Raw genomic sequence first — 26,660 nt, 5'->3', positions numbered from 1 at the left:
CGGCAGTCGGCCGTGCCTGAGTGTGCAGCAGGCACTTCGCCCGACGGCGGTTTTACGCCACTTCAGCGGTCAACCGCCGTTTCTAAACAATTAGACCGTCGCGGCCGCAGGTTATTCGGCCCGAGAGCTTTACGGGGAACAGGAGTGCGGTGGATTTTTTTGCTCGCTTGCTTGGTGTGGTGCGCACCGGTCCGGAGTGTCGAACAGGTCGAGGTTGCCGTCGAGGGGCTCGACGAGAGGCTGGAGAGAAATGTCCGCGCCTTGCTCACGATCGTGCAGACGGAAAGCGTGAACGATCCTCACAGGATTCGGATCGCGCATGAGCGGGCACCGGACGAGATCCGAAAAGCGCTGGAGCCGTTCGGATTTTACCGTCCGAAAATCGATGCGTCGCTGACCCGCGACGGAGCACGTTGGCGGGGGCTCTACCGCATCGATCCGGGAGATCCGATCAAGCTGGACGAAGTCGACATCCGGTTGGCGGGCGAAGGAATCGGGCTCCCTGAATTCAAAAGGCTGATTTCGGCATTTCCGCTCAAGCGGGGGGATGTGCTCGAGCATACCCGCTACGAGAAGGGCAAGGAAACCTTCTCCGAAGTCGCGGCCGAATTCGGTTTTTTCGACGCGCGCTTCACGCGCGCCGAAATTTTGGTGTATCTCGCGGATTACCGATCGGAGATCCATTTGCATTTCGATACCGGCAAGCGTTACCGCTTCGGCGCTATCTCGTTCTCGGAGACGCCGCTCAAACCCGGCTTGCTCGAACGTTTCGTCAACTTCAGTCCGGACGAGCCGTTTCGCGCGGCAACCCTGGTGACGTTGCAGAAAAACCTGCTCGACAGCAGTTATTTCTCGAAAGCGGATGTGTTGTCCCATCCCGAGCAGAACGACGCTGAAGGGGTGCCGGTCTCGGTCGATTTGACGATGCAGCCGAAAACGCGATACCAGGCCGGCGCGGGCTATGGAACCGATACCGGGCCGCGCGTCACTCTGGGCTACCGTAATCGCTACCTGAATCGGCACGGCCACAGCGTCTATGCCAATCTTCGGCTGTCGCTGATCCAGACCGAGCTGGATGCGCTCTACGCCATTCCGTTGAAACGTCCGGAAAAGGATCAGCTCGGCTTCGGCGCGCGAATCGGTACCCAGAACACCCTGGCCGGAACGGCGGACATCGCGCGTATCGGCGTCGTGCGTTCGACCGGGCGCTGGGGGTTGCGCGAAGTCTTGTCGCTGGACTTGCAGCGCGAGCGCTTCAATGTGGGCGAGGGGCCACAGACCGCGGTTTTGCTGATTCCCGGCGTGGCTTACACGTGGCTGGAATCGGACGATGTGCTGAATCCCGACCGCGGTGCGCGGATCGATCTGATCGGCAACGGCGCCTGGCAAGACCTGCTTTCCGACGTTTCGTTTTTCAAGCTGAGGCTGAACGCAAAAGGGATCTATAGCCTGGGCGAGCGTAACCGGCTGATCGCGCGCGCCCAGGTCGGCTATATCGCGACCGATGAATTCGGAAAATTGCCGCTCACGCAGCGCTTCTATGCCGGCGGCGACAAATCGGTACGCGGCTATCGTCTCAATGAAATCAGCGCGAGGAACGCGGACGGTGATCGCATTGGCGGGCGTTATTTGACCTTCGGCAGCTTTGAATACGAGCGGACTCTGTTCGGGTCCTGGGGCGTGGCCGCGTTTTACGACATCGGAAGGGCCGCCAACGATTTCGACGAACCGTTCAGCCACGGTGTCGGCCTGGGAGCCCGCTGGCGCTCGCCCATAGGTCCTGTCCGACTCGATTTTGCCGTACCCCTGTCGTCCTCGAAGGATTCCTTTCAGGTGCACCTGATTCTCGGTCCCGATTTATGAAACGCTTGACGGCAGCGCTCTTGACGGTGTTTCTGATCCTGGCCGTATTCGGCTATCTGCTGCTCGCGACCGAGGTCGGCCTGAACTGGCTGGTTCGCGTAGCCGAGCGCAGCTTCGATCAGCTGAAAGTCGGCCGCGCGGCGGGATCGGTGTTGCACGGCTTTTCTCTGCAGAAGCTGGATTATCGGGCGGAGGATCTGCGCGTCGAGCTCCAAGAAATCAAGGTCGAATGGCAGCCGAAGGCCTTGCCGACGGGAGTCTTGCAAGTCGACGTGGTGCATTTTGAAGGCGTTCGTATCCTGCAGTCGGAAGCGACGGTCAAAACGTCCGAATCTGTAAAATGGCCCGATCTGCGCTTGCCGTTCGAGGTGGCGATCAACGAAATAGAGGTCCTGGACGCCAACTGGCAGTCTTCGGAAACGGCGGAACCGATCCGTTTCGAGCGGATCGAAGCGGCCTTGAATCTCCGGGATGGTCGAATTGCGGTTGAAAGGCTCAGCGCAAAAACACCGGAGGCCGAGGCAACGATCAGCGGAACCCTGGCTTCCGCCGAACAGCCGCCGATTGAACTCGACACGGCATGGACATTGACGCTGCCGAACCGGCCTGAAATCGAAGCCGCCGGAACGATAACGGGCGACCTGGATCGGATTGCGATTGTGCAACGGATCAGCGCTCCGACCCCGATGAGCGTAACGGCGGATGTGGCTATCGGAGCAGATGCCGTTGCCTGGAGCGCCGAGGTCGACCTGCCTGAATTTCCCCTGGACCGGATTGATCCGGGCTGGGAGGCGTGGCCGTTTTCCGCGCGCTTAAAGGGCGAGGGCAGCCGCCGCGAAGCAAAAGTAGCGGGTGATTTTGCCCTGCGTCTGCCGGACGTGGGCCGCGCGGAGGGACGCTTGGACCTGAATTACCGGGCCCCCGGCGAGTTGGAGCTGAAAACCTTCGCGCTGGCGCTTCCCGAGACCGGAACGGAAGCCGTCGCGTCCGGACAGGTCCGGAACGTTTTGGGAACGCCGGAATTCGCTCTGGATGCCCGATGGAAGAATCTGCTCTGGCCGCCGCGGCCGGATGCCGAATGGCGCAGCCCGGAAGGGCGCCTGGCGGCGAGTGGTACCCGGGATGACGTCCGGGTCGAACTTGGCGGGCGGATAAAGGATCAGCGGGTCGAGGCGGGCGGAAATATCGGCTTTCCGGCGGATGGTGTGGTTTTCCGGAACGTCCGGGTGAACAGCGCGTCCACGGTCGCGGCGATAGACGGTGCTTGGGGAGCCCGATCCAATCTCCGCTGGACGCTTGAATCCGGCGATTTGGGCGTCTGGCTGCCGGGAGCCGAAGGCTGGGTGAGGAGTAAGGGGCGGCTGGAAGGAACTTCATCGGCGCCTGCCGTCGAAGCGGAATTGAATGCCTCCGGTATAAAATTCCGCAACTACGGCGCGCGGGAACTCAGCCTGACGCTCAAAGCGGGTTCCGAGCCGAAGGCGCCGCTGATTTTCGATCTTCGCGGAAATGGGGTCCGCGTCGACGCTTACACCGCGGACATCGGTCTTTCCGGTCGCGGCAGCCGGGAAAGACACGGATTGACCGGACGAATCGAAAGTCCGCCCCATGCACTGGCTTTCGAAGCCGAAGGCGGGATTCGCGAAAATGCCTGGAGCGGCCTGCTGACCCGGTTCGAGCTCAAGGAACCCCGGACGGGTACCTGGATGCTGCGTGACCCCGCCGGCCTGAAACTCGCAGGTGCGGAAAGCGGGATCGAGGAACTCTGTTTGATCAACCGCGACGCCCTCTGGTGCCTGCAAGGCAACACCCGGAAAGCGGGCGAATGGTGGATTTCGACCCGGGTGTCCGGTTTCCCGTTGAGCATCCTGGAGACGGAAGCGCCGAAGGCTGTGCCGATCTCGGGCGTGCTGAACGGAAGCGCCGCTTTCCGCGGCAGAAACCAGCTGATCGAAAAAGGCCTACTGGAACTCGACGCGGAAGGTATCGCGTTCGACATCCGGGTCGAGCCCTCGAAGAATGTTCGAATCAAACCGGAGACGGCCTCGGTATATGCCGATCTTGCCGGCGGAACGCTGGCCATGCGGCTCAGAATACGCCAGACCGGCCTCGCGGAGATTCAAGGCAACTTTGAAAGCCGGGGGCCTTTCCGCCTGGCCGGGTTCGAAGATCTGCCGGTATCGGGGCAGCTGACCGCGAATCTGGAAACGCTGGCGGTGTTCGAGCCCTGGCTCGAGGAGATCGAAGGCTTGAAAGGCTCGCTCACGGCCGAAGTCGGGATAGACGGCACAGCCGGAGCGCCCCGGCTGAATCTCAGGGCGAGCGTACCCGATGCAGGGTTTCGCGTGCCGCAGCTGGGCATAGAAGTCGCACCCCTGACGCTGCAGGCGAGTTCTCTGGATGAACAGCAGATTCGGCTCGAAGGGAGCGCGCAGTCCGGAGGAGGCAGCGTACGGCTGAGCGGGCTGTGGCGACTCGACGCCGGGGCGGGCTGGCCGCTGACTCTGAATCTGGAAGGAACGCGGTTTCTCGGCGTCGATACGCCGGAAGCCAAGGTTCTGTTATCGCCGAATCTCGATATCACGGCCGAACGGGAGCGGATCGACGTGCGGGGAAGAGTGGATGTCCCCGAAGCTCAGATCAACGTTCCCGAGAAAGAGCAGGCCGTTACCCCGTCCGAGGACGTGGTGCTGATGGACGGCCAGGCGGGCGAAGGCGAAACCGGCTTCAAAGTCCATGGCGACGTGGAAATCCGCCTGGGCGACAAGATTCAAGTCAAAGCCGCGGGCTTTCGCGGCAGAGTCGACGGCAAGGTGAGCATCGTCCAGGAGCCGGGCGAGGAGGCTCGCGGAACCGGGCAAATCGTCGTTCACGATGGCATCTATTCTTTCTACGGAACTGACTTGACCATAGATGAGGGCCGCCTGCTTTTCACGAATTCGCCGGTGGACAACCCCGGACTGGATGTTCTCGTTACACGCAAGCTGGACGACGTGGTGGCCGGTGTTCGGGTGCTGGGCTCTCTCAAGACGCCGAACGTCACGCTCTACTCGACACCGCCGTTACCGGACGCCGACGTTCTCGCATACCTGGTTGCCGGGAAACCTCTGGACTTTACGCCGAGCGAGGATGGCGACAAACTGAGGGATGCCGCGTCCGCACTCGGCGGAGCGGCGGGCAGCTTGCTTGCGCGCGAAATCACCAGCCGCTTCGGATTGGGCGGCATTTTGGACGAAATAGGCATTGGAGCGCCTAGAGGGACTGAAAGTACGTCGCTGTTTCTGGGAAAATATCTGACGCCGCGGCTATATCTGCAATACGGTCTCGGCTTGTTCCAGTCGAGCAATACCGTCAGATTGCGTTATAAGCTGAATAAGCATTGGCGGCTCCAATCGGAGACCGGCGAGGAGAGCGGTGCGGACGTTCTTTTTGAATGGGAAAGATAGCGAAAGCCGTGGACTTCGGAATCTTCGACGAGACCGGACATTTGCCGGCGTGCCGTTCGGGGTATGCGAACCGGCCGAACTTGCAGGCTGCGCTCGCGGTTCGCTAGCATTCCCCGGTATGAACCCTAGTCATGCTAGGGACATTTCAGGAATGAACCAGTAATCTCGTTTTTGCATCGAAACGTTTGGGAGTCGTGCGCCACATTATGAATGCACTTTTATCCTTCATCCAAAAATTGCTGATCGGGTTGTTCGCGTTCGGTTTCGGTCTGCTGGTGCTGGTCGGCCTGTTCCGTTGCCAGGGCGAAGAGGGGGGGGGTGAAGACGCCTGGAAGCAGGCCAAGGCGCAAGATAGCATCGAAGGGTATTTGAACTATTTGCGCGACTGCCAGTCTTGTCCGCATGAAGAAGACGCCGAAAAGGCCCTGGACCGGCTTCAGCGCGAGCACGGGCTGGTGGCCCGGCTGGAACGGAGGCATTTGCCGGTACGCGCCGGAATCGCCTCTCCGGTCTTTTCCCCTGACGGGCGAGAGATCCTGAGCGTGGTCGGCACCCAGCTCTATTTTTGGAATTCGACCACCGGGCAGCGGGTGGTTCGCGCCAAAGGCGACTTTCAAGCCATGGGCAGGCGGTCTTTCGAAGCCGTGGCCTATTCACCGGACGCCCGCGCGATCGCCGCCGGTATGTCCGATGCCGAGAGCGGATATCTGGTGCTATTGGATTCCAAGACCGGCGAAGTTCTCTCCGAGCATGCGGTCGAGTGGTACGACGTGAAGGCGGTCGCCTTTTCGCCGGCAGGCGGATCCGTTGGATGGATCACCCATGGGCCAACCGGAATCTGGGAGCCTTCCACCGGAAAAATCCTGCGGGCGACGCATGAAGGAGCGAACTCTCTGGCATTCGTTCGCAGGGACGACGGCAAGGCCTTGCTGGTCACCGCCTCTGGCAGGGACGTCTGGTTTTGGGATGCGGCATCCATGGAGATCGTCAAACAATCGCAACTCAATACCGAGCGAGCTCTTTTAGGCTTAAGCCAGGATGGTCTGTTGGTGGGGTTCCGCGAAGGACCTATTCTCGAACTCTGGGATACGCGATTGGGTACGCCGGTCGCGACATTGCCCGACCATGACGGCGACATCACCGGATTTTGCCGCGACGAACGCAAAGGCTGGATCGCGGTGGGTACGAACAACGGCAATCTTTACCTTTGGAATTTGGCGGACGACCAAAAGCTGGGGAGCATTCTCGCGCACGATGGTCCCATCGTGCAGATCGCGTGCTCGAAGCAGGGCAGGGTGATCACCAATGGCTGGGATGCCACCAAGGTTTGGGACCTTGAAAAGTTGCGTTTCTCGACGCAGAAGTAACGAAATCGTCACATGGGAGGATTAGCCTATTTCCCAGGCGGCTTTGGGGATGGCTCATTCCGCCCCCGAATTTGCAGGAATCCGGTATCAATGCCGCGAGACCGTGCAGTGGCCGCATACGGACTCTTACGTATTCTCCGTGTAAAACCGAGGCGGTTAAATACAACCACTCGAATGACGGCCATAGGCTGGCAGAACCGCTGAAACATGACGTCGAGTTCGGAACCGGAACGTTCCGCAAGGGACTCGTGAACGGCTGAGAACATGAGGACTTTGCCGAAGGACAGGAGGTTCTTGACGGAACCGGGATGTTCCGCGGGAGATCGGGATTTTCTTGATCCGACCAGGATGGTCGTAATGGATTTGAGACGCTCTCCGTCCTTCACCGGACGGCCAAGAGTCCAACCGGGATGCAAGTCGGAACAAGGACGTTCTTGTTTTTTTGCCGGTCTGTAAGGAAGAAGAAATTACAAACGGAAATTTAAGGAGGTTCCCTCGGTATGGCTAGGAAAGCGCTGAAAGCCGTAGAAGATATTTCGGAAGAATCGACACAGGATTCTCCTCGCAGTTCCGCTCCATTCACTGAAGATACGATCAACCAGAAGATTGCCGAGGCCGCGTATTATCGAGCCGAAAGGCGGGGCTTTGCGCCTGGGTATGAAATTGAAGACTGGCTAGAGGCCGAAAAGGAAATCAGATCGGGCTCTTTCGACTAAGCGGATTTTTCGAACCACGATTCGGCTTCCCCAGAAGGCAGAAATACCCCCCCAATCTCGTTTCTGCCTTCTTTTTTTGTATGTACATCACATTCAAGCCGATACCCACGCAACTCTCTTTCTCCAACTCGTCCACGTTCGGCCGCTTGAACGGCGTTTCCTGTGCTCAGGGCGGATAAATCCGGTAATATGCGCAACTCCCAGCCCAATTAATCTGGAATCGTCCGAAAGCCATGTATGATGAAGAATTGCGCCGGAAACTTGCGGCGGAAACAGGCCGGATCGCATGGCCGGAGCTGCAGCGCCACTTCGCCAGGGGCGTCTTGATTGTCGTTGGGCCGGAATTGGACCTTGTCGAGGCCGCCGCGAGGATAGCCGAAGACGATAGAGCCGTTGTGCAGGAATGGATACGCGGGGGACAGGTCGTTCGGGCCAACGATGACCACGCCCGGCACTGGTCGGATTCCGAATGTACCTTGTGGGCCGTGGTCGTCGCACCCTGGGTATTGGTGCAGGAAAGCCGGCCGCTGCGGGTGCACTAGCCGGCACTCGGTTTGGGGTCTTCCGAGGCTTCCGGATCTGAATTTATGAGCACAAGAGCGAAATGCTTGATCACGCTGATCGGCTTGATGATAGTGGATATTTTTCCGGTACCGGTGGTCGGGGCGATCGGATTGTACGTGATCATCAAGCGGCCCTCGTGGTTCCGCGATCTGGTCAACCGCTTGTACGACGAGAGAAATAAATCGACCGTATCCGCCGAAGAGGAAATCTGAAGGCCTCGATCAGTTTCGTTCCAGCCGCCAAGCCGAGAGACCGAACAGAAGCCAGCCGGCCAAGAATGACATTCCTCCGAAGGGCGTGATCCAGCCGAGCCCTCGCATCCCGGTAATGCTCAAGAGATAAAGACTCCCGGAAAAAAGCACGATACCGGCCAACATGAACCACCCGGCCCCTATCAGGAGCCTCATGTCCGGAAATAGCCTGAGCATCACGCCGACCAGGGCTAGCCCGAAGGCGTGCCACATCTGATAGGACACACCGGTTCGAAAAATCGACAGGTGATATTCGTCCAGAACGGCGCGCAAGCCATGCGCGCCGAACGCGTCCATGGCTACGCCGAGAAATCCGGCGATGGCGCCGAGGATAAGAAAGAGTCTATGCATGATGGTTTCGGGTATGGGCTTAACGGATCGGGAATCCCTTCCCGACGGTTTTTCCTAAACGATACGCCGTCTGGATCAATGCAGGACGTTTTGCAGCAATCCGTTCAATCGGCGGACGAACGCGGCCGCATCCTCCAGTTGTCCGCCTTCGCTCAGCATCGCTTGGTCGTAGAGGATATGGGTCAGATCGGCGAAGCGCGATTCGTCTGCCTCGTCCTTGAGCCGGTTCACCAGCGGATGATCGGGGTTGATCTCGAAAATCGGTTTGCTGCTCGGAACGTTTTGCCCGGCCGATTTCATGATGCGCTCCATGGTTCGGCTCATGCCGTAAGTCTCGCTGACCAGGCAGGCCGGGGAATCGGTCAAGCGCGCGCTGATTTTTACATCGCTGATCTTATCGCCCAAGGTTTGCTTGATTTTGTCGATAACCGGCTGAAACGCCTTGCCGGCCTCCTCGGTATGCTTCTTGTCCTCTTCGTCGGCCAGTTCGCCTAGGTCGAGATCCCCTTTCGCCACCGATTCCAGGTGCTTCCCTTCGAAATCAGTGAGATAGCTGACCAGCCAGTCGTCGACCCGGTCGTGCAGCAACAGGACTTCCAGTCCCTTGCGGCGGAAGATTTCGAGATGCGGGCTGTTTTTGGCGGCCGCGTAGCTTTCGGCTGTAATGTAATAAATCTTGTCCTGGCCTTCCTTCATACGGCCGATGTAGTCCTCCAGGGAAACGTTCTGGACCTCCGAATCGTTGTGAGTGGAGGAAAACCGCAGCAGTTTCGCGATGCGGTCGCGATTCTTGAAGTCTTCGATCGGGCCTTCCTTGATGACCTGGCCGAATTCCTTCCAGAAAGCCTGGTATTTTTCCGGTTCGTTCTTGGCCATGTCTTCCAGCTGGCCGAGAACTTTCTTGACCGCGCCGGAACGGATTTTCTCGAGCAGGGCGTTTTCCTGAAGAATCTCCCTAGAAACGTTCAAGGGCAGGGAGTCGGAGTCGATGACGCCGCGCATGAAGCGCAGATAGCGCGGCATCAGCTTTTCCGATCCTTCCATGATGAATACCTTGCGCACGTAGAGCTTGACGCCGTGTTTCGCGTCGCGGTCCCACATGTCGAACGGCGCGTGAGACGGAATATAGAGGAGGAGGGTGTATTCGTTGTTGCCTTCGACGCGGCTGTGGAGACGGGCCAGCGGTTCCTGAAAGTCGTGGGAAACGTGTTTGTAGAACTCGTTGTACTGTTCCTCGGAAATATCGTCCTTGCTCTTGGCCCATAAGGCGGAAGCGCTGTTGACGGTTTCCCATTCATCCGCCGGCTGTTCTTCTCCGTAGGCTTCCTTTTTCATCAGGATCGGCAGGGAAATGTGATCGGAGAATTTGCGGATGATGGAGCGCAGTTTCCAGCCGTCCAGGAACTCGTCCTCGCCCTCGCGGAAATTCAGCGTGATCTTCGTTCCATGCTCCGGTTTTTCGATGGTTTCCAGCGTGTAATCGCCTTCGCCGGAAGATTCCCAGCGCACGCCTTGGGCAGCCTCCAGTCCGGCCTTGCGGGTTTCCAGGGTAACCTTGTCGGCGACGATGAATGCGGAGTAAAAACCCACGCCGAACTGGCCGATGAGCTGGCTGTCCTTGGCCTCGTCGCCCGTGAGAGATTCAAAGAAGCGGCGGGTGCCGGAGCGGGCGATGGTTCCGATGTTTTCCCGGACCTCGTCCCGCGTCATGCCGATGCCGTTATCGGTAATGGCCAGGGTGCGGGCGTTCTTGTCGTATTCGATCCGAATCTTCAGCTCGCTGTCGCCTTCGTACAGCGCATCGTTCCCGAGCGCCGTGAAACGGAGCTTGTCGGCGGCGTCGGATGCGTTCGAGATGAGTTCGCGCAAGAAGATTTCCTTGTTGCTGTACAAGGAATGAATCATCAGGTGCAGAAGCTGTTTAACCTCAGCTTCGAATCCCATGGTTACCTTGCTTTCTGCTACGGTCATGGCAGTGACTTTCCTCCGGAGGTTTAAGTAGATCATATCGAGACGACGAAAAGAATTTGGGGCGATCGATCCCGTTTTCAAGTCTATTCCGTGGTCTAGGTCGAGCCTTCGTATTTTCGTCTAGACTTTTTGCGAGTGCTCTTCGGCTTGTATTACCGAACACGCCGACCGGTTTTTCATGCCTCCCTTCAGTCCGGCATTTCCAAAGAGTTGATTCATGTTCGTCATTATCGGCTATATCATCGTCGTGGGCGCCATTCTGGGCGGTTTTTTGATGGCGGGAGGCCATATCGGCGTACTCATCCAACCGAACGAAGCCGTCATCATCTTCGGCGGCGCACTCGGCGCATTCATCGTTTCGAGCAATCCCAAGGTCTTGAAAGCCGTCGTCGGCGCATTGATCGGCGCTTTGCAGGGCTCCAAATACAACCAGGCGTTTTACCTCGAAACCTTGACGCTCTTGTATCGGATTTTCAACAAGGTCCGTCAGAACGGCCTGTTGTCCATAGAAGTGGATATCGAGATACCGGATCAAAGTGAAGTGTTCAAATCCGCGCCCAAGGTACTGGCGGACCGTCATGCGGTCGAATTCATCACCGATTATTTACGCCTGATGACCAGCGGTAGTCTGGACGTCCATCAGATCGACAACCTGATGGATATCGATATCGAAACCCACCACGAGGAAGGCCATTTGCCGATACAGGCGCTGCAGCGCCTGGCGGACGGAATGCCGGCGTTCGGTATCGTTGCCGCGGTCATGGGGGTGGTGCACACCATGGAGTCGGTAGGCCTGCCGCCGGCGGAGCTCGGCAAGCTCATCGCCGCCGCACTGGTCGGCACCTTTCTCGGTATTTTAGTCGCTTACGGCTTCATCAGCCCGCTTGCCGGGCTTCTTGAGCAGCGCCTGGCCGAGTCGACCAAATACTACCAGAGCATCAAGGCCGGGCTGATCGCTTCCATGAACGGTTACGCGCCCGCCACGGCCGTGGAGTTCGCTCGCAAATCGATGTTTTCGGCGGAACGTCCGGAGTTTTCCGTATTGGAAAAGCACCTTAAAGACAGTCGTTAGCGCCATGCCCGATAACTTGAACCCAATCGTCATCAAGAAAATCAAGAAGAGCGGCCATGGTCATCACGGGGGCGCCTGGAAGCTGGCCTACGCCGATTTCGTCACGGCGATGATGGCGTTTTTTTTATTGATGTGGCTTTTGGGCACCACCGAACCCGCCGTCCGACAGGGCATCGCCGAGTATTTCAAGGATCCCTGGAAACCTTCGGTCCGCGGCGGCGCGAACACGGGCGACGCGGTCAGCGTGATCAACGGGGGAGGCGAGGATATTTCCCAATCCGAAGGACAGGTGAAACTGACCGAACAGGGCAGGGAAGACATCGTCGGAGAAGCCTTCGAGTCGGAAAAGGAGCTGGAACGGCTGGAGGCGCTGAAGAAAAAGATCGGGCGGATGATCGAAACCAACCCGCTGCTGCAGCAATTCAAGAATCAGCTGCGGATCGATATCACCCAGGAGGGGCTGCGCATCCAGATCATCGATTCGGAAGGCCGGCCCATGTTCAATTCGGCGAGCGCCAGGATGGAAAGCTACGCGTCGGAAATACTCCATCAGATTGCGCCGGTAATCAACGAGCTTCCGAACAAGATCAGCATCGCCGGGCATACGGACGCCAGGCCGTTCCCCGGCGGCGGGCAAGGCTATACGAATTGGGAACTCTCCGCGGACCGGGCCAACTCCGCCCGGAAGGAACTGGTCAAGAGTGGCCTCAGGGAAGAAAAGATGATGCGGGTTGTGGGGCTGTCTTCGAGCGTTCCTTATGTGAAGGATGACCCCTTGGCCGCCACCAACCGCCGTATTTCCATTATCGTCATGAACCGGCAGGCCGCTGAAGAAATCATTACCGATGCCGCAGGGATCGAGGCATCCCTGCAAAAACCGCTGAACAAAAAGGCGATGACGAACCCCGGCTCCTTGCCGCCGATCGGAAAGCCAATGTCCGGACCTTAAGGAAGCTCTGATTACTCTTAATCCGGCCCTTAAATACCCTATTGATTCCGTTCGGGCTGAGCTTGTCGAAGCCCCAAGCCAAGTGCCCTTCGACAAGCTCAGGGCGAACGTTATTTTGGGCCGGGTCAATAATAGTGAAGAAAGTAAAGCCACAACGGCCCCCTCTCCCTCTGGGACAAATCGGCAGGGCGAGGCGCAACGCGACGAGCGGGCAGCCTAGGGATGAGCTGCCCCGGACTCGCGAGCGAAGCGGGACAGCGTCGCGCGGCGAGGCCGATTGACTCGCCTCATCCCTGAGGCTCGCCCTTCGGGCCGTGCTTCGCACGTTCCCGTTCGCTCCCGGCGAACGGGTGCACGCGTGAGCGCCGCTTGCGGCTCCGCACAGGGACTGTGCGGCGTGATTGGGTTGGGGTGAGGGCGATTCGAATAGGGCTTTACTTTCTCTACGCACAGTCAGTCCTTCGACAGGCTCAGGACGAACGGTAACGTATTGATTCCGATCGTGGTGAGCCCTTCAACTGGGCTCAGGACAGGCCCTTCGACTCGGCTCATGACAGGCTTGTCGAACGCTCTCCTGAGCTCAGTCGAAGGGCATGAATGGAATCAACTTGATCAGAGCTTTCTTAATGCGTGCTTGCCATGGCCGGAACGCTGTCGGTCTGGTTTATGGCGATTCTGAGCCAATGCCTGGCGATTTTCATCAGTAACACGTTCGAGGTGCCGGGCGTCGATCCCGACCGGACTCTCATCGTACCCGGACGGTCGAGCCACCACGCTGCTGATTTGACGAATGTAATTTCGATTTCCCCGAATTTTCACCATTCAAAAAATATACGGGTGTGCGGCATTGAAGCCATGCACCTTGGCGCGCGGCTTGAAATCGGGCGGCAGCCACGGCTCGGCTGTTTGCCCGGCAAGGAAGCGGGCGAGCCAGAAGGCTTGATGTCTTATCGGCATGATATAGGCATATAGCCTGCCGTCCGCGAACTCGGCGGCATCGCCGATGGCGTGGATATCGGGATCGTTGGTGCGCAGGAATGCGTCGACCCGTATCCCGCGATTGACATTCAGGCCGATGCGACGTGCCAGTTCGACACGAGGCTTGAAGCCGCAGGCGACGATGACGCCATGAAAGCCGGTCGCCACTTCGTTCTGCAATTTCACGGCGTAGGACTCGCCGATTTTTTCGAAGCCCTGTACGGCCGCATCCAGGCGAATCTCGATACCATGGTCTTGCAACACCTTTAGCAGAGTCATCGAATCTTCTTCCGCCAACTGCCGTTCCATGAGTCTGGCCAGGGCATGAAACAAGACCACCCGGTCGCCCGCCTTGGCCAGATCGGAAGCGACCTCGCAGCCGATCAGTCCGCCGCCGATTACGGCCCAGGAGGGCGTTTCCGAAGTTTCGACGATGCTCTCCCGATGGCGCCTGAGTTCGATCAAGTCGTCGAGGCTGTTCACGACGAAGAACAGATCGCGGCTTGTCTGGAATGGCGGCGGAATCAAGGCATCCGAGCCAGGCGCGAGCACGGTCTTATCGTAGTTCAGGGTAAATTCGCCGGAGCTGTTCCGGCAGGTGATGGTTTTGCGGGCGCGGTCCAGGGACAGCACCTCGGTTTCCGCATGGACTGCGATTCCGGCATCGCGCAGGGAATCGAACGGTTTCAGGATGATCTTGGTCTCGATGTCCTCCCGAGAAAAACCGTGGGACAGCATGGGACGCGAATAATAGCCGTGGCCTTCGCGGGTAATGATCGAAAGCGTACATTGCGGCCCGAGCTTCCGGAGTTCTTCCGCGAAGGTAATGCCGGCGACGCCGGAACCGATGACGACGACATGCATGGAAATACCTCGTTCTAAATTCTCAAGCCTTAAAGTCTTGATGGGGCCTCGCTTCACGGCCCGCAACCGGCCTTCAGCGACCTTCCGACGCCGGTCGGACGATCTTGCCGAACTCGCGCGCCTGGGACAAGAGTCCCTGCGCGGAAGCGGCGAAGAACGGGTTCACGGGCAGGCCCGCGTCGCGCAGCACGCGGGCCACCCAGACATTGCAGGTATTGAATACGTGGAATTTGCCCTCGGCCGCGTAAAAGCGGCTGTCGGGATACAAACCCCGGCCTATGGCTTGCGCTTTGCCGGTATTCTCGCGGGTGTAGGAATTTTGAATGGATAGGATGATCTGTCTGAACTGTTGCTCCGATACGATGATTTCCACGATTTCGGCGGCCGGAAAATAAGCGCTCGGATGGATGGGCACGCCTACAACGTGGAGAACGCTGGCGGTGGGGACCACGGCGGCCTTGAGCGCATACCAGGGGTTGAAGCCCTCAGCCTGATAAAAATCGTGGTCTCCCCAACCGACTTCGAGATATTCCGCATTCGGAAAGTCCTCGCGTTCCGGCCACAAACCTGGGGGGATGTCGGCGCGCCGCACGGCCAATCCGGTGTGCCAGCCCAGATCGACCAAAAAAATGGCATGTTTGGCGCCGACCTCTTCCAGGACCAAAGAATCCCGCCGGTTGGGCGCACAACCGGCGATCAATATCAGCGCCATCACCGGCCAGAGCAGTCTTCTCAGCGCGCCCTCAGCCCGGTATATGCTTCCGTGCGACATCTCGAAACCGGCAAGACGTTAGGAGCGCGGCCGTGTCGGAGCTTCCCCGAGAATTAGAGGCTCAGGCCGCGGATGCCGATGCTGTGACGGACCTTCCGAATCAACGGGGCACTGTAGCTCCGAGCCTTCCGGGCACCGTCCTGCAGGGCTTCCTCGATCTTGTCGGGGGCTTGCAATAGCGCGTCGTAGCGTTCCCTCGCGGCTTTCAGATGATCGTCCAGATACTCGAACAGGATGTTCTTCATATCGCCCCATGCGATCCCTTCCGCGTAACGCCGGCGTATCGCAGCGGTTTCCTCTTTCGTTGCGAAAGCCCTATAGATTCCGAATAGGGCGCAGGTATCCGGATCTTTGGGTTCGCCGGGCAACAGCGAGTTCGTCTTGATCTTCATGATCAGCTTGCGCAGTTGTTTCTCCGGCGCGAACAGGGGAATGGTATTGTCGTAACTTTTGCTCATCTTGCGCCCGTCCAGCCCGCACAAAACCGCGGTATCCTCGCTGATCTGCGCTTCGGGGAGCACGAAATGCTCGCCGTAAATATGGTTGAAGCGTCCGGCGATGTCGCGCGCCATTTCGATGTGCTGGACCTGGTCCTTGCCCACCGGAACCTTGTTGGCGTTGAACATCAGAATATCGGCTGCCATCAGGATGGGATAATTGAACAAGCCCATCGTTACGCCTTTGTCGGGATCGCTTTCGCCGCTCTCCTCGTTGGCCTGAACCGCGGCCTTGTAGGCGTGGGCGCGATTCATCAGTCCCTTGGCGGTGACGCAACTGAGGATCCAGGCCAGTTCGGTAATCTCGGGGACGTCCGACTGGCGGTAGAACACTGCGTTTTCGGTATCCAGGCCCAAAGCCAGCCAGGTCGCGGCGATTTCCAGGGTCGATTGACGGACGCGTTCCGGGTCCTGGCATTTGATCAGGGCATGGTAGTCCGCCAGAAAATAGAAAGGCAGAACGTCATGATCGCGGCTGGCTTCGATCGCCGGCCGAATGGCACCCACGTAATTGCCGAGGTGAGGTGTGCCGGTCGTGGTGATTCCCGTAAGGACGATGGATTTCGTGCTCATAAGTTCAAGGTGTCGGATGCTGAGTCGTTCCAACAGGTTGTGTCGATTTAGGCGCGGCACTATGGCATAAATGGGTGCCGATTGCCAAACCCGAAATCGGAAAGGCCTTGGCGACTTCGGCTATCATCCTAGAAACGGCGTTCCTATCCCACCCAAGCGGTCGGCTGCCGTTTCCAGGATCATCTATCGGTTAGAATAGCGGGAGACCTAACGGGGGAGACTCACAGACATGCTGGAGTATGACGAAAAGCGCGATTTCATTCGCATGCAGGCCGATTGCAAGTTGACTTTCCGGCTCGCCGATACCGATATCGTCCATGAGGGGGTATGTGTGAATATCAGCGGCTCCGGAATCCTGTTCGAGGCCGACACCCCCGTTGCCGTGGGCAAGGCCTTGGTAGTGTGCCTCGTTCCCCAAAATAAGATTACGCCTCCTCTGACCGCCTATATCGAAACACTCCGGTGTACGGCAGATGCGGGCCGTTACCGTATCGCCGGCGCCATCAAAGGCATCAAGAGCGAGTGATATCCCTCATCAAATTCCTTGTCGCGTTTCATGTTTACGATTACCAAAGAAGTGTATTTTTGCTACGGGCACCGTCTAATGAAGCATACGGGCAAGTGCCGTCATCTCCACGGACACAGTGTCAAAGCTGCAATTACCGTGGTTGCCGAGAGTCTGAACGAACAGGGCATGGTATGCGATTTTGCGGATATCGGCGCCGCCGCGTCGGAGTATATCGACCGGCAGCTCGATCACAACCTGCTTCTGCACAAGGACGATCCGCTCCTGCCGGCGCTCGCCTCGGCCGGAGAGCGTTTTCTGGCGCTCGACGAGCATCCGACGGCCGAATATCTTGCCAAGCTGATTTTCGGACATGTGGCAAGCCGAGGTTACAAGGTCAGGAGCGTGACCTTGTGGGAGACATCCAGCGCCTGCGCGACTTATAGTGAATATTGAGAGATCGTTTTTACCGGAAATGAGTATTTTTCAGCCTGCAGAAAAATCCTTCTGGCTTCAAAAAGTCTGTGAATCGAACTACGAGAAACTTGCGAACCTGATTCCCGATTTGGCCCGCATCGACGACACTGCCGTCGCCCAGGTCACCGGGAAGCCGTCTCTCCATCTGAGATTGCTGGAACGATCGCCGTACACGCTGACGCTGGAACTTACCCACGACTTCGTGCGGGGACTGGAACCGGCGGTAAAAATCCGGGTCAGCCTGGACGCCAAAACCGCCGAAGCGCTCAGCGACCATTGCCGTCCGGTCGTCCTGGATGCCCTCAGAGGAAGCGAAACGAGCGCCAGGAGCGTTCTCGATTACAAGTGGTCTCTCAACTACTTCCTCACCCGTTGGCTCGACCACTGCCTCCAAAGCGATTATCGATTCGGAGCCGCTCGTTACTCGCACGAAGAATTCGTCGCGGTCTGAGTCATTTCACAACGTTGTGCGGAACGCGAGTGCAGCGGCCTATCTTAGGCTTAATGCTTTTGTACGGTTTTTGGACGTGTGAGTAAGGGCGAGCCGGCGGGGAGAGGGAACTGGAACCGGCTCTGCGTAAGTCCTGATCTATAATCTCGGAAAGAGGCGGCTAGTCGATAGATCTTTATCCTCTACCACGACGTTTCAGATGAGTGCGACCGTCCTGTCCACCTGCGTAATCGTCGCTACCCCGCCGGCTTTCGGTGATTACGATCCTAATTCGGTCGTGGATCTGGATGCCACCAGTTCTATCACGGCCAGTTGTACCGTGGGAACGGATTACGACATCGGCCTGGACGCGGGAACCGCATCGGGCGCGACCGTAACGACCCGCCAGATGACCAACGGCACCGATACCTTGAGCGATGCCTTGTACCGCGATGCCGCCCGTACCCAGAACTGGGGACAGACTATCAATACGGACACCGTTTCCGGAACGGGAGAGCTGTTACCGACCGTCCATACGGCTTACGGCCGAATTCCTCAGGGTCAGAACGTACCGGCCTTGCTCTACACCGACACCATCACGGCCACGATCACGTTTTGAGACCGCCCAATGGGTCTTGTCATGCGGTTGCTGAAGCTGGCCGTGGCTTCGTGGGTGGGGTGCGCTTTGGGTTATGGCGGCTCACGGCGGTGCCCTGTCAGTCGCTCCGGTTCGCCTGGAGCTGTCGGCTCCCGAGCTCACGGGGGCGATTACCGTGACCAATACCGGCACGGAAAGCAGCGTCGTACAATTGGAAGCAACGGACTGGTCGCAACGAAATGGCCAGGATGAGTACGCGCCCAGCCGCAAGTTGTCAGCCACGCCGCCAATATTCACACTCGGGCCCGGCGCTACGCAAACCGTGCGCGTTGGCTTGCGCCATCCGCCCGATCCTCGACGAGAACTGGCTTATCGCCTGTTTCTTCAGGAAGTCCCGCCGCCGGCTCCACAGGGCTGCGCGTCGCACTTCGCATCGGCGTCCCGGTCTTCATTTCCGCTTCGAGATCCAGGCCCGAACTTCGTGTCCGGGCACGCCGGGCGCCGGGGGACGAATGGCTGCTAACGCTTGACAACGTCGGGAACGGCCATGCACAGATCGGCGAGGTGGCGGTATTTCCGTCCGGCGGCAAGGATGTTCTGGCCTCGCGGCGCATCGCGGCCTATGTGCTGCCCGGCAGCCAGCGAGTCTGGCCGATGAAAATGCGTATTCCGGTGTCTTTGGATTCATCCTTGGAGCCGTCAATCCAAAGTGATCGGGGCGCGCTCCGTGAGAAGATCGTCTTGGAACCCTAGGGAAGTTCTGAATAATCCCTGTCCCTCTGGGAGAGGGTTGGGTGAGGGCCCCTTAGATCAAAAAATTGCGCAGGCCTCTTCTCCGAATTGGAGACTTGACCAGCGCTTCCCGAGGCAGTGTTTCGCCCTACCGTTGTTGTGGGTGGCGTCGCTCGTCACCGCCGGAGACGGGATTCTGGCCGAGGAAAAAGAGGCGGGGGACGCATTTTTTCGCGCGAAATCACGGATAGTTTCGGCATCGTGCAAGTCGGGCAGTATCCCAACGTTCGACTCTAGGCGTTCAACCAAGCCGTCGTCGAAACGGACGCGGATGGCGTGGCTTTGATACCCGCTTGCTGGCGTACCAAAAAAACCCGATTCGCGTGGAACAGGCGGATTTGCCCTTGGACGCAGAGGTCGGCCCTTGCAACTCGATGCGGTGCCTTATCTCCGTAGCGGGGTCTGGCTCGACTTTCCGGTCAGGCGTTCCGATGGCGCAGTGTTTGAAATCCGGCTGGAAAATGGTCAATCGATGCCGCCTGGAGCGAACAGAACTGCGAGATGGACGTGGAGTTTCCCGATACCCGCGAGCCCTTGCCCGATCTGGGCGTGGTTACGTGCCGCGAAGTAGCGCCATGACCGCGCTTCGGCACCGACGAGCGATGTTCAGGTTCGGAATACGGGCTTTCATACTCTTGAGCGTGCTGACAGCCGTGCCCCGGCCGGTCTTCGCTCTCGCGGAGTGCAATGTCGGCGCAAGCGGTGTCGGTTTCGGGGTTTACGATGTCTTCACATCCTCGCCGACTGACGCTACCGGCGATGTGTCCGTAAGTTGCTCGCTATTGGGGCTCGTCAGTTTGCTCGTGTCCTACGAGATACGGCTAAGTGCCGGAAGCAGCGGTGCTTATTCCGCGAGAACGATGGCCGGCGGAGGCGATAGCCTGGCCTATAACTCGATTAGGTAAGCCACCGCCTCCGGCGGTGGACTCCGCAAGGCTCTGCCGTTCCGGCGAGCGCCCTTGGATGGTAGATGACCTCCCTCCTACAACTGCAATTGGAAGGAGGTCATCATGCGAGAATGGCAGAGCCAATCTCACGTCAAATGGTACTGCAAGTACCATGTTGTGTTTGTGCCCAAATACCGGCGCCGGGCAATCTATGGAACGTTGCGGCGACGGGTCGGGGGGATTTTCCGCGAGTTGTGCCGCCAAGTGGGCATCGAGTTGGTGGAAGGGCACGCGATGCCGGATCACATTCATCTGTGCTTGAGTATTCCGCCGAAGTTCAGCGTGGCCTATACGGTGGGCTTTCTGAAAGGGAAATCCGCGGTCCGTATCCATCGGGAATTCTTGGGACAGAAGCGAAACTTCACGGGGCTACATTTCTGGGCCAAGGGGTATTGCGTCAGCACTGTGGGATTGGATGAGCAAGTGATTCGAGCCTATATCCGTCATCAGGAAGCTGAGGAGAGGCGCATCGAGCAACTGCACATCCAGGGTCTTTAGGCCCTTTCATCCGTTTTTCGGCCCCCTCAGCGGGCCTTCATCAAACCACCCGCTCTGCGGGTGGTAGCTGATTTGTATACGGACTCGGCGCGCAGCAGCATCTGGGGCGACGGTAGTGCAGGAACACAGACCGTGAGCGACGGTTATCTGCTCGGCTTGCTTACCGTGACCCGTCATTATCCGGTTTACGGTCGCATTCCGGCTGATCAGAATGTATCTCCCGGCGTTTACCTCGATACGATTTTCGTGACCGTACTCTATTAATTATCACAGATCGCTGGCGCGCGCGGCCGTAATCCACCGAGCGACCTCGGATCCGACGCCATCTCTTCCGTTCCCATTCAGGCCGCCTCGCGTCCCGCCTGCACGCAAACCGGTTCGGCTGGCCGACTTGCGCACGGATAACCGCACGATCCGCTGAAAGTTCCTGGGGTACCACGTTTCCGCTCATTCCGCGGATAGCAAAGCTCGTCTGCCGGGTGTCCGCTCGAGTTCCCCCTGTTGCAGCAGAAGACCGGCGATCGTGGGGATAAGGTCATGGTGCGAAAAAAACCTTTAAAAATATCAAAAATGGATTTACCGTTTTTGATCTGGATCAACTTTTACGGCGAAGTTTGTAAACCGATCTAGAATTGGTGAGTATCCTAAAAGTTCCCTTGTGGGTTTTGACCAATAAATAGAACGGAAGAGGAAGGAGAACGTATGGAGCCCCAAAAGCTTCCCTCGTCCCCGAAGACCCCCACCAAAGTCCAGGGTTTTTTTCGGGAGTCTCTTACCTGGGCGCTGGACCAGTACGGTACCGTGCTGGGCCTCCTGGCGATGACGGCCGTCGTGAGCTATGCCGTTCTGATCGCCGACCTTCGCAGCCAGGAGGGTAGTGCCGCAGCGCTTAACTTGGCCGGCCACGAGCGCATGCTGGTGGAACGCGGCCTAGTCCTGGCGATGAAGATGGTCAACTCCGAAGACCGTGCCGAACGCCAGGCGATCCGGCAGCAGATGGTCGATACCATCACCCAGTTCGAGAATATGCACGGTTATCTCAAGAACGGCGATCGCCTGATCCGACAGGGACCGCGCCTATTGGCCGAGCCGGGTGAACTGGCGCCGGAGCTCCACCTCATCTATTTCGAGGACCCGATAAAACTCGATCAGCACATCAACCGGTACATCCAGGCCATACGCAAGCTATTGTCGCAGCCGGTGGGCGCCGTCGATCCCGATGATCCGAACTACCGATATCTGGTTTCGAACGCTCCGGAACAAATCCTTTCCGGTCTCGACAAGGTCGTGGCGCATTATCAGCAGAACGCCGACTTCCGTTTGCAGAATACCCAGGACCTACAAGGCGTGATGCTGGCGTTCTTCCTGTTCGCCCTGGCTTTCGGCGGGATGGGCTTGTTGAATCCGCTAGTCAAGCGTCTCAAGGACAGCATGGCCAACTTACAGGCCCAAAGAGACTTCAACGACAACATCATCAATACGGCGCAGGCCCTGATCATCGGTCTGGACCCCAGCGGAAAGATTACCCTGTTCAACCGGCATGCCCAGGAAATCTCCGGCTGGCTCGAGGATGAAGTGCGCGGGAGCGAGTTTTTTACCAATTTCTTCGCGCCCGATCAGCAGGCAACGATGCGCGCCTTGTACGAGGATGTCATGCAGGGGGGACTGTCAGGCGAGACCGGAACGGAAATTCCCATGCGCATCCGCAGCGAGGAACTGGTGGACGTCATCTGGCATGCAACCGTAGTCCGAGATCAGACCAGCAAGCAGCCGGTCCTGTGCCTGATCACCGGCGACGACATCACCGAACGCAAGCGGGCGGAAGATCGCCTGCAAGCCACCCTGGCGGAACTGGAAAAGCTGAGTGGTCGATTGCAGGAAGAGGTCAACCTGGCCGCGGCTTTGCAACACTCGATTCTGCCCGCGCCGGACATCGTGCTGCCGGGGGTGCGGGGTACCGCCTCACTGAACACGTCCAGCGAAGTGGGCGGCGACTATTACGACTACTACAAGGCCGGCGGTTGTTACGCCGTTCTGGTGATCGGTGATGTCAGCGGCCATGGCGTCGCCGCGGGTACCATGGTGAGCGCCGCCAAGGCCGGCCTTTATCCGCTGGCGACCGAAGGCGTGACTCGCCCCGCGGAAATTCTTCGATCCCTCAACGAAACCATTTTGGCCACGGCGCATCAGTCGCTGCTGATGACCATGGGCTGTCTGAGCCTGGACAGTCGTACCGGCCACCTGCGTTTCGCCAACGCCGGGCACGTGCTGCCTTATCTCAAGCGGCGCGGGGATCGGCACTGGACCATGATCGAAGGCGGCGGCCCGCCCCTGGGCAAGAGCCGCGATTCGGACTACCTCTCGGTAGAGCGGGAACTGCAACTCGATATCGGAGACCGGATCTTCCTTTACACCGATGGCGTGGTAGAGCAGGAATCGCTGCGCGGCGAGCCCTTCGGCTACGACCGGCTCGAAGCCGTCCTGAACGAAAACGCCGAGGCCGAACCGCGAGTACTGGAAGAAAAAGTTATCGCCGCGCTCAAGGCCCACAGCGGGCGCGCCCATTTCGAAGACGACGTGACCGTGGCCGTGCTGGAGCACACCGACCGCGTGGAAGTCCGGACCGCGCGCGATGAGGATTCAGCTCAGCTCATCCGCATTACCGAAGGTTTTTACCGCGGGCAAAGCGATCACTTTACCTCGCCGACTACGCGCCAGTTGGTGGTTTTCCTATCGGAAGGCGAGTTCCACGATCTGTTGCCGCGCCTCAGCGTGGACGGTATCCGCAGGGTGCTGCCCCGCGACGACGCCTTTTACCACCGGCTCGGCTGGGAACATCTGCTGGGCCAGCATCAAGCGTCGCCGGACGACGACATTTTCTGTCTGGTTCCCGGCCGCATCGCGGAGCGGCAATTCCAGCTCACCCACAGCGACGACAAGCTGTTTTTCATGGAGGAGGGGCGTGCCTGGCTGGAAGAACTCGGCATGGTAGCGCCGGACCAACTCGAGTCCATCCTGTTGGTGCTCGACGAAATGGTGGAGAATTCCCTGTACGGCGCGCCCCGCGACGGCCAGAGCCGGCCCTTCTACGCGAAGGGAACGGCACGGGATCTGTCCCAGAATGAGCATGTGCGCATCCATCTGGCGGTGGGCTCGGACACCATCGGCCTGTCGGTTACCGATAACTGGGGCACCTTGACCCCGGCGATCTTCCTGAACCATCTGACCCATACTCTCGCGAAAGGCGTCGAAGCCGGTGTCGGCGGGGCTGGCTTATACCTGATGTGGCGTATGTCGGATTATCTGCAAGTGCGCGTCACCCCGCATCGCTCTACCCAGATCACCACCCTATGGGATCTGAGCCGGCCCTTGCAGGTCGGCTTGAAAACCGGGTTTCAATTCCTCTACCACAGCGAGCACGACGAGGTTGTAAGCCATGACTCTGGCAGATTCACTTTCCATTAACAGCCTGCCCTCCGGAGAGGATGGCGTTCTGTGCTACGCATTCGCCGGTTCGGTGGACGCCCATTCCGCGCAGGCCCTCGGCCAGTTGAACGGGGTTCCGGCCAATGCCCGAGTCAGCCTGGATTTCAAGCAAGTCGAGCGGGTCAATTCCATGGGACTATCTTTGTTGCTCAAGCTGTTCGAACACTGGGAAAGCCGGGGGATCAAGATCGCGGTCAACAACCCCAATCGCATGGTGGCGATGCTGTTCAAGATTACCGGGTTGGGCCGTTTTCTGACGACCGAGGTTACTCTGCCTTCCGAGCGGGCCCAGCCGGCGGTGGTCAGCACCGTACAGAGCGCAGCCGAGCGCCCCGTCGAATCGGTTTCGCCGAGTTCCAGGGGCAAGCTGAATTTCATGGCCAGCCTCCAGGTCGGTGCTCAACTGAGCGGCTGGTATTTGCTGAATACCTATTTGCAGCGGAACCTGCAGCGGGCGATTCATTTCGAGCAGTTGCCGGCGGGCCACGAACTCAGCCAGGAAACGGTGGATATTCTGTTCGCCAAGCCTTTCGAAGCCTGCGCCATGATCCGGAAGCAGCAATTCATGCCATTGCTGCGGCCGCTGGGCGAGGCCGACGAAGTGGTGATCGTGATGCGCGCCAACGATCAGCGGCAACTCGTGGACATGGATACCGTTCGCGCCGTCACGGCTTCGCAAGGCAGTTTCGTTTATCTCCTGGGGCGTTTTCTCTGCGACGAGAACGGGCTGGACTCATCCAGGTTCCAATATCATTTCGCCGGCAACGAAATCAAAGCGCTGCAACTGCTTCTAAAGGAACAGTCGGACGCCTTGTTCATGCTGAAAAAGACTTATTACGGATTGTCGAATCTCACCCGAAACAATACCCGGGTGGTCGACGAAAGCGACACCCAGTTCGCCTTCCACCTGCTGTGCGCCGCTCCTCAGATCGCCGATCTCAAGGAGTCCGTGGCGAAAGTCTTCGCCGGGATGGGTGACGACGAGCAAGGCAAGAGCATCCTGAAGGACATCCAGTTCGACGGCTGGTGCGTGCCGCAGGAAGGTGAACTCGCGATGTTGATGAGGCTTTACGAGCGCTACGCAGAGTAGGTAGCGGCATTCCCATCGGTGGCCGGGCGGAGGCGGGTGGCTGCCTAACACGATGGTGAAAAACTCGTCCCTATTTCCCCTTACTCCTCCCCGAATGTTTTTTTCGGGCGGAAACCCGGGTTTTTGACGGCTTGGACGGGGCTTTTTTACGGCCGTTTTGGGGTTTTGCCGTTCCCGTAATCCGCTTTCGGACGGATTCCGGGCGCACCCTGCCTCAAGCAGACACGGCCTGCGCCGCCATCGGGGCAACGGCCAACAAGTTCAACCGTTCCGACGCTTGAGACTGATGGCGTAGCCTTTGCCCCGCGGCGTACGGCCATCGACGGCCGTGCCCACCTGACGGCTCATACCGGACACAACGCCGCCACGCTGATCAACTCGCCGATGGATGGCTTTGCCATCGGCTGGGGGCGCGTGAAATGATCCGCCTGTCCACCGTCATCGAGCAGTTCGAACTTATCCGAACGCGGCTTCTGCCATTACCGACACAGGCCCCGCCCGGCGCTCCGGAGGAAGCCTTGGCGATGTAACCGCACCCAGAAACGGCAACCCCGAAATCAGCGTCCCTGACCGCTGAGGCTGGCGCTCGTCCGAAAAAGGCCCGGCACAGCCGGAAAGACGCCGGTTCAAGCCCTTTTTGCTCCCCAACCCTCTCGATGATCGCCTTTCGGTGAGGCTCCCTCCTCCTGCTGGGCTTTGCCGCCCCTGAAACTCAAGAAGCTATTTTCATAGACCATTCCCCACGCCGGGGCCGGGTTCGTCCAACAGTCGGCTCAGATCGCGGCTCGTCCCTCGCGCGATCTAACCTTATTCGTTAGAAATTGCTTCGGTGCTTGTTCTTGAGCAATCCCAGAACGACGCCGGATATAAAAGTAGTGAGCGAAAGGTATGTCTGAAAGAGAAGTACTGCCTGCGCACCAACCTCCTTTTTACGCTCTGCTTTGATTTCCTCAACCTCTGAAGCGAGTGCCGTTTGAAAGTCCGCTGCTCCCCGTTGGCTCATTAAACCCTTCAGCATCAAGCGGCCCACTGCGGAGGCTTCGTCCACTTTTGCGAGAAGAGTGTCGGGATCTCGCGTCAACGTGAACCGAGCGCCCTCTGAACTTGCCAGATCAATTGGTAGAGAATCTTCCCGGAGAGTTATTCCTCCGACCACTGCCCAAGCTGCTGTATACGTGTATCTCATCACTCGTTAGACGCCCAACGTTTGATTTCACCGGCCTTGCGCGGCTTTATGCGCAAGGTCCGGTGGAATGATGGGTTGGGCCGCACTTTCTGCGCCATTTCTATGCTGGCCTCAGGACTGCGGGTCGAACTGAAAGACACGAAGTTCTTGACTACAGCGACAGGCCTTCGCGATGCGCGCGGCCCACGCGACGGCGTCTTCACGCGAGGGAAGTTCAAGCACAGTGAAGCCGCCGTCAATCGGGGGCGCCCATGGATAGCCGCCCTCGGCGACTGCGCCGTCGGCCGCTACGAGCACCGGCGGAACGTCTTCGTCGATGCCGCCGCCGAAGACGTAGACGCCAGCAGCTTTTGCCTCCTCGATCACGGCGTGCGCGTCGCGGCCTATCGCCTCCCATGCGTCATCTGGCACGACCAT

26 protein-coding genes are annotated in these 26,660 nt (G+C 58.7%); 19 read left to right on the top strand and 7 right to left on the bottom strand.

From position 1 onward, the window contains the following. Nucleotides 1-144: 144 nt before the first annotated feature. The 6 genes from sS8_RS06570 (at nt 145) to sS8_RS06545 (ending at nt 8,168) form a co-directional block, all read left to right on the top strand. Nucleotides 145-1,863 carry an autotransporter assembly complex protein TamA gene (locus sS8_RS06570; RefSeq protein ID WP_119628945.1) on the top strand — a complete coding sequence of 573 codons (1,719 nt, stop codon included), beginning with the start codon at nt 145-147 and terminating at the stop codon, nt 1,861-1,863. After that, nucleotides 1,860-5,309 (top strand): translocation/assembly module TamB domain-containing protein, encoded by a 3,450-nt coding sequence (locus tag sS8_RS06565; protein ID WP_119628944.1) that lies wholly within the window; start codon nt 1,860-1,862, stop codon nt 5,307-5,309. Before sS8_RS06570 ends, sS8_RS06565 begins: the two co-directional genes overlap by 4 nt. A gap of 206 nt (nt 5,310-5,515) precedes the next feature. After that, nucleotides 5,516-6,676, top strand: a complete 1,161-nt coding sequence (locus sS8_RS06560; protein ID WP_119628943.1) for a WD40 repeat domain-containing protein — start codon at nt 5,516-5,518, stop codon at nt 6,674-6,676. Between the two features lie 500 nt (nt 6,677-7,176). After that, nucleotides 7,177-7,392: a DUF2934 domain-containing protein gene (locus tag sS8_RS06555; RefSeq protein ID WP_119628942.1), complete on the top strand. Its 216-nt coding sequence runs from the start codon at nt 7,177-7,179 to the stop codon at nt 7,390-7,392. A gap of 233 nt (nt 7,393-7,625) precedes the next feature. Beyond that, a complete protein-coding gene (locus sS8_RS06550) occupies nt 7,626-7,934 on the top strand; it encodes a DUF2288 domain-containing protein (RefSeq protein WP_119628941.1) in 309 nt (102 codons plus the stop codon). 45 nt (nt 7,935-7,979) lie between these two features. Continuing rightward, a complete protein-coding gene (locus tag sS8_RS06545; protein WP_119628940.1) occupies nt 7,980-8,168 on the top strand; it encodes a hypothetical protein in 189 nt (62 codons plus the stop codon). A gap of 9 nt (nt 8,169-8,177) precedes the next feature. On the opposite strand, the gene sS8_RS06540 is transcribed toward sS8_RS06545, so the two are convergent. Together sS8_RS06540 and htpG are read right to left on the bottom strand one after the other, a co-directional pair. Beyond that, nucleotides 8,178-8,558, bottom strand: coding sequence for a DUF423 domain-containing protein (locus tag sS8_RS06540; RefSeq protein ID WP_119628939.1), 381 nt, complete (start codon nt 8,556-8,558; stop codon nt 8,178-8,180). Nucleotides 8,559-8,633: 75 nt separating this feature from the next. Next, nucleotides 8,634-10,529 carry a molecular chaperone HtpG gene (htpG, locus tag sS8_RS06535; RefSeq protein WP_119632642.1) on the bottom strand — a complete coding sequence of 632 codons (1,896 nt, stop codon included), beginning with the start codon at nt 10,527-10,529 and terminating at the stop codon, nt 8,634-8,636. A gap of 217 nt (nt 10,530-10,746) precedes the next feature. On the opposite strand from htpG, the gene motA reads away from it, so the two are divergent. Both motA and motB read left to right on the top strand, forming a co-directional pair. Beyond that, nucleotides 10,747-11,601 (top strand): flagellar motor stator protein MotA, encoded by an 855-nt coding sequence (gene motA / locus sS8_RS06530; RefSeq protein ID WP_119628938.1) that lies wholly within the window; start codon nt 10,747-10,749, stop codon nt 11,599-11,601. Nucleotides 11,602-11,605: 4 nt separating this feature from the next. After that, on the top strand, nt 11,606-12,550 hold the full coding sequence (gene motB, locus sS8_RS06525) for a flagellar motor protein MotB (RefSeq protein ID WP_119628937.1): 945 nt from the start codon (nt 11,606-11,608) through the stop codon (nt 12,548-12,550). A gap of 822 nt (nt 12,551-13,372) precedes the next feature. Here motB and sS8_RS06520 read toward each other — a convergent pair. The 3 genes from sS8_RS06520 to sS8_RS06510 all read right to left on the bottom strand — a co-directional run bounded on the left by sS8_RS06520 (nt 13,373) and on the right by sS8_RS06510 (nt 16,234). Beyond that, nucleotides 13,373-14,392 carry an NAD(P)/FAD-dependent oxidoreductase gene (locus tag sS8_RS06520; protein ID WP_119628936.1) on the bottom strand — a complete coding sequence of 340 codons (1,020 nt, stop codon included), beginning with the start codon at nt 14,390-14,392 and terminating at the stop codon, nt 13,373-13,375. Nucleotides 14,393-14,465: 73 nt separating this feature from the next. After that, complete coding sequence (locus sS8_RS06515) at nt 14,466-15,164, bottom strand: DUF2459 domain-containing protein (protein WP_119628935.1); 699 nt, start codon at nt 15,162-15,164, stop codon at nt 14,466-14,468. Between the two features lie 53 nt (nt 15,165-15,217). Further along, entirely contained in the window at nt 15,218-16,234 is a 1,017-nt protein-coding gene (locus sS8_RS06510) for a tryptophan--tRNA ligase (protein ID WP_119628934.1), read from the bottom strand. A 229-nt stretch (nt 16,235-16,463) separates the two neighbouring features. Here sS8_RS06510 and sS8_RS06505 point away from each other — a divergent pair, with 229 nt between their 5' ends. From sS8_RS06505 to sS8_RS06455, 11 genes are all read left to right on the top strand, one after another. Continuing rightward, nucleotides 16,464-16,760 (top strand): PilZ domain-containing protein, encoded by a 297-nt coding sequence (locus sS8_RS06505; RefSeq protein WP_119628933.1) that lies wholly within the window; start codon nt 16,464-16,466, stop codon nt 16,758-16,760. 30 nt (nt 16,761-16,790) lie between these two features. Beyond that, the gene (locus tag sS8_RS06500) at nt 16,791-17,195 is read left to right on the top strand and encodes a 6-pyruvoyl trahydropterin synthase family protein (RefSeq protein WP_119628932.1); all 405 of its coding nucleotides are present in this window, start codon (nt 16,791-16,793) and stop codon (nt 17,193-17,195) included. A gap of 19 nt (nt 17,196-17,214) precedes the next feature. Next, complete coding sequence (locus sS8_RS06495; RefSeq protein WP_119628931.1) at nt 17,215-17,667, top strand: DUF1249 domain-containing protein; 453 nt, start codon at nt 17,215-17,217, stop codon at nt 17,665-17,667. Nucleotides 17,668-17,800: 133 nt separating this feature from the next. Then, nucleotides 17,801-18,265 carry a Csu type fimbrial protein gene (locus sS8_RS06490; protein WP_331852300.1) on the top strand — a complete coding sequence of 155 codons (465 nt, stop codon included), beginning with the start codon at nt 17,801-17,803 and terminating at the stop codon, nt 18,263-18,265. A 73-nt stretch (nt 18,266-18,338) separates the two neighbouring features. After that, nucleotides 18,339-18,767 (top strand): fimbrial biogenesis chaperone, encoded by a 429-nt coding sequence (locus sS8_RS29860; protein WP_119628929.1) that lies wholly within the window; start codon nt 18,339-18,341, stop codon nt 18,765-18,767. 41 nt (nt 18,768-18,808) lie between these two features. Next, nucleotides 18,809-18,997, top strand: a complete 189-nt coding sequence (locus sS8_RS06480) for a hypothetical protein (RefSeq protein ID WP_119628928.1) — start codon at nt 18,809-18,811, stop codon at nt 18,995-18,997. A 614-nt stretch (nt 18,998-19,611) separates the two neighbouring features. Further along, on the top strand, nt 19,612-19,941 hold the full coding sequence (locus sS8_RS27975) for a spore coat protein U domain-containing protein (RefSeq protein WP_170160976.1): 330 nt from the start codon (nt 19,612-19,614) through the stop codon (nt 19,939-19,941). A gap of 105 nt (nt 19,942-20,046) precedes the next feature. Beyond that, on the top strand, nt 20,047-20,481 hold the full coding sequence (tnpA, locus tag sS8_RS06470) for an IS200/IS605 family transposase (protein ID WP_119628926.1): 435 nt from the start codon (nt 20,047-20,049) through the stop codon (nt 20,479-20,481). Between the two features lie 60 nt (nt 20,482-20,541). Next, complete coding sequence (locus sS8_RS06465; protein WP_197716701.1) at nt 20,542-20,745, top strand: spore coat protein U domain-containing protein; 204 nt, start codon at nt 20,542-20,544, stop codon at nt 20,743-20,745. Between the two features lie 438 nt (nt 20,746-21,183). Beyond that, nucleotides 21,184-23,946, top strand: a complete 2,763-nt coding sequence (locus tag sS8_RS06460; protein WP_119628924.1) for a SpoIIE family protein phosphatase — start codon at nt 21,184-21,186, stop codon at nt 23,944-23,946. After that, nucleotides 23,918-25,057 (top strand): PhnD/SsuA/transferrin family substrate-binding protein, encoded by a 1,140-nt coding sequence (locus tag sS8_RS06455; protein ID WP_119628923.1) that lies wholly within the window; start codon nt 23,918-23,920, stop codon nt 25,055-25,057. The genes sS8_RS06460 and sS8_RS06455 overlap by 29 nt, the downstream gene beginning before the upstream one ends. Before the next feature lie 814 nt (nt 25,058-25,871). Here the strand turns inward: sS8_RS06455 and sS8_RS06450 are convergent. Beyond that, nucleotides 25,872-26,243, bottom strand: coding sequence for a hypothetical protein (locus tag sS8_RS06450; protein WP_119628922.1), 372 nt, complete (start codon nt 26,241-26,243; stop codon nt 25,872-25,874). A gap of 111 nt (nt 26,244-26,354) precedes the next feature. Further along, nucleotides 26,355-26,660, bottom strand: a complete 306-nt coding sequence (locus sS8_RS29040) for a YciI family protein (protein WP_119628921.1) — start codon at nt 26,658-26,660, stop codon at nt 26,355-26,357.

The organism is Methylocaldum marinum (assembly GCF_003584645.1).
In the GTDB taxonomy this organism is placed as follows: Bacteria; Pseudomonadota; Gammaproteobacteria; order Methylococcales; family Methylococcaceae; genus Methylocaldum; species Methylocaldum marinum.
Note: the sequence above shows the minus strand (reverse complement) of the source record. Positions and strands in the feature narration are given on the sequence as shown.

What these genes read in the sequence shown, in the direction of transcription:
- sS8_RS06520 (WP_119628936.1), bottom strand. Translation starts at nt 14,392, where the DNA reads ATGCATGTCGTCGTCATCGGTTCCGGCGTCGCCGGCATTACCTTCGCG.
- sS8_RS06500 (WP_119628932.1), top strand. Translation starts at nt 16,791, where the DNA reads ATGTTTACGATTACCAAAGAAGTGTATTTTTGCTACGGGCACCGTCTA.
- sS8_RS29860 (WP_119628929.1), top strand. Translation starts at nt 18,339, where the DNA reads ATGGCGGCTCACGGCGGTGCCCTGTCAGTCGCTCCGGTTCGCCTGGAG.
- sS8_RS06515 (WP_119628935.1), bottom strand. Translation starts at nt 15,164, where the DNA reads ATGTCGCACGGAAGCATATACCGGGCTGAGGGCGCGCTGAGAAGACTG.
- sS8_RS06540 (WP_119628939.1), bottom strand. Translation starts at nt 8,558, where the DNA reads ATGCATAGACTCTTTCTTATCCTCGGCGCCATCGCCGGATTTCTCGGC.
- motA (WP_119628938.1), top strand. Translation starts at nt 10,747, where the DNA reads ATGTTCGTCATTATCGGCTATATCATCGTCGTGGGCGCCATTCTGGGC.
- sS8_RS06555 (WP_119628942.1), top strand. Translation starts at nt 7,177, where the DNA reads ATGGCTAGGAAAGCGCTGAAAGCCGTAGAAGATATTTCGGAAGAATCG.
- sS8_RS27975 (WP_170160976.1), top strand. Translation starts at nt 19,612, where the DNA reads ATGACCGCGCTTCGGCACCGACGAGCGATGTTCAGGTTCGGAATACGG.
- sS8_RS06455 (WP_119628923.1), top strand. Translation starts at nt 23,918, where the DNA reads ATGACTCTGGCAGATTCACTTTCCATTAACAGCCTGCCCTCCGGAGAG.
- sS8_RS06460 (WP_119628924.1), top strand. Translation starts at nt 21,184, where the DNA reads ATGGAGCCCCAAAAGCTTCCCTCGTCCCCGAAGACCCCCACCAAAGTC.
- motB (WP_119628937.1), top strand. Translation starts at nt 11,606, where the DNA reads ATGCCCGATAACTTGAACCCAATCGTCATCAAGAAAATCAAGAAGAGC.
- tnpA (WP_119628926.1), top strand. Translation starts at nt 20,047, where the DNA reads ATGCGAGAATGGCAGAGCCAATCTCACGTCAAATGGTACTGCAAGTAC.
- sS8_RS06510 (WP_119628934.1), bottom strand. Translation starts at nt 16,234, where the DNA reads ATGAGCACGAAATCCATCGTCCTTACGGGAATCACCACGACCGGCACA.
- sS8_RS06565 (WP_119628944.1), top strand. Translation starts at nt 1,860, where the DNA reads ATGAAACGCTTGACGGCAGCGCTCTTGACGGTGTTTCTGATCCTGGCC.
- sS8_RS06495 (WP_119628931.1), top strand. Translation starts at nt 17,215, where the DNA reads ATGAGTATTTTTCAGCCTGCAGAAAAATCCTTCTGGCTTCAAAAAGTC.
- sS8_RS06450 (WP_119628922.1), bottom strand. Translation starts at nt 26,243, where the DNA reads ATGAGATACACGTATACAGCAGCTTGGGCAGTGGTCGGAGGAATAACT.
- sS8_RS06545 (WP_119628940.1), top strand. Translation starts at nt 7,980, where the DNA reads ATGAGCACAAGAGCGAAATGCTTGATCACGCTGATCGGCTTGATGATA.
- htpG (WP_119632642.1), bottom strand. Translation starts at nt 10,529, where the DNA reads ATGACCGTAGCAGAAAGCAAGGTAACCATGGGATTCGAAGCTGAGGTT.
- sS8_RS06550 (WP_119628941.1), top strand. Translation starts at nt 7,626, where the DNA reads ATGTATGATGAAGAATTGCGCCGGAAACTTGCGGCGGAAACAGGCCGG.
- sS8_RS29040 (WP_119628921.1), bottom strand. Translation starts at nt 26,660, where the DNA reads ATGGTCGTGCCAGATGACGCATGGGAGGCGATAGGCCGCGACGCGCAC.
- sS8_RS06505 (WP_119628933.1), top strand. Translation starts at nt 16,464, where the DNA reads ATGCTGGAGTATGACGAAAAGCGCGATTTCATTCGCATGCAGGCCGAT.
- sS8_RS06560 (WP_119628943.1), top strand. Translation starts at nt 5,516, where the DNA reads ATGAATGCACTTTTATCCTTCATCCAAAAATTGCTGATCGGGTTGTTC.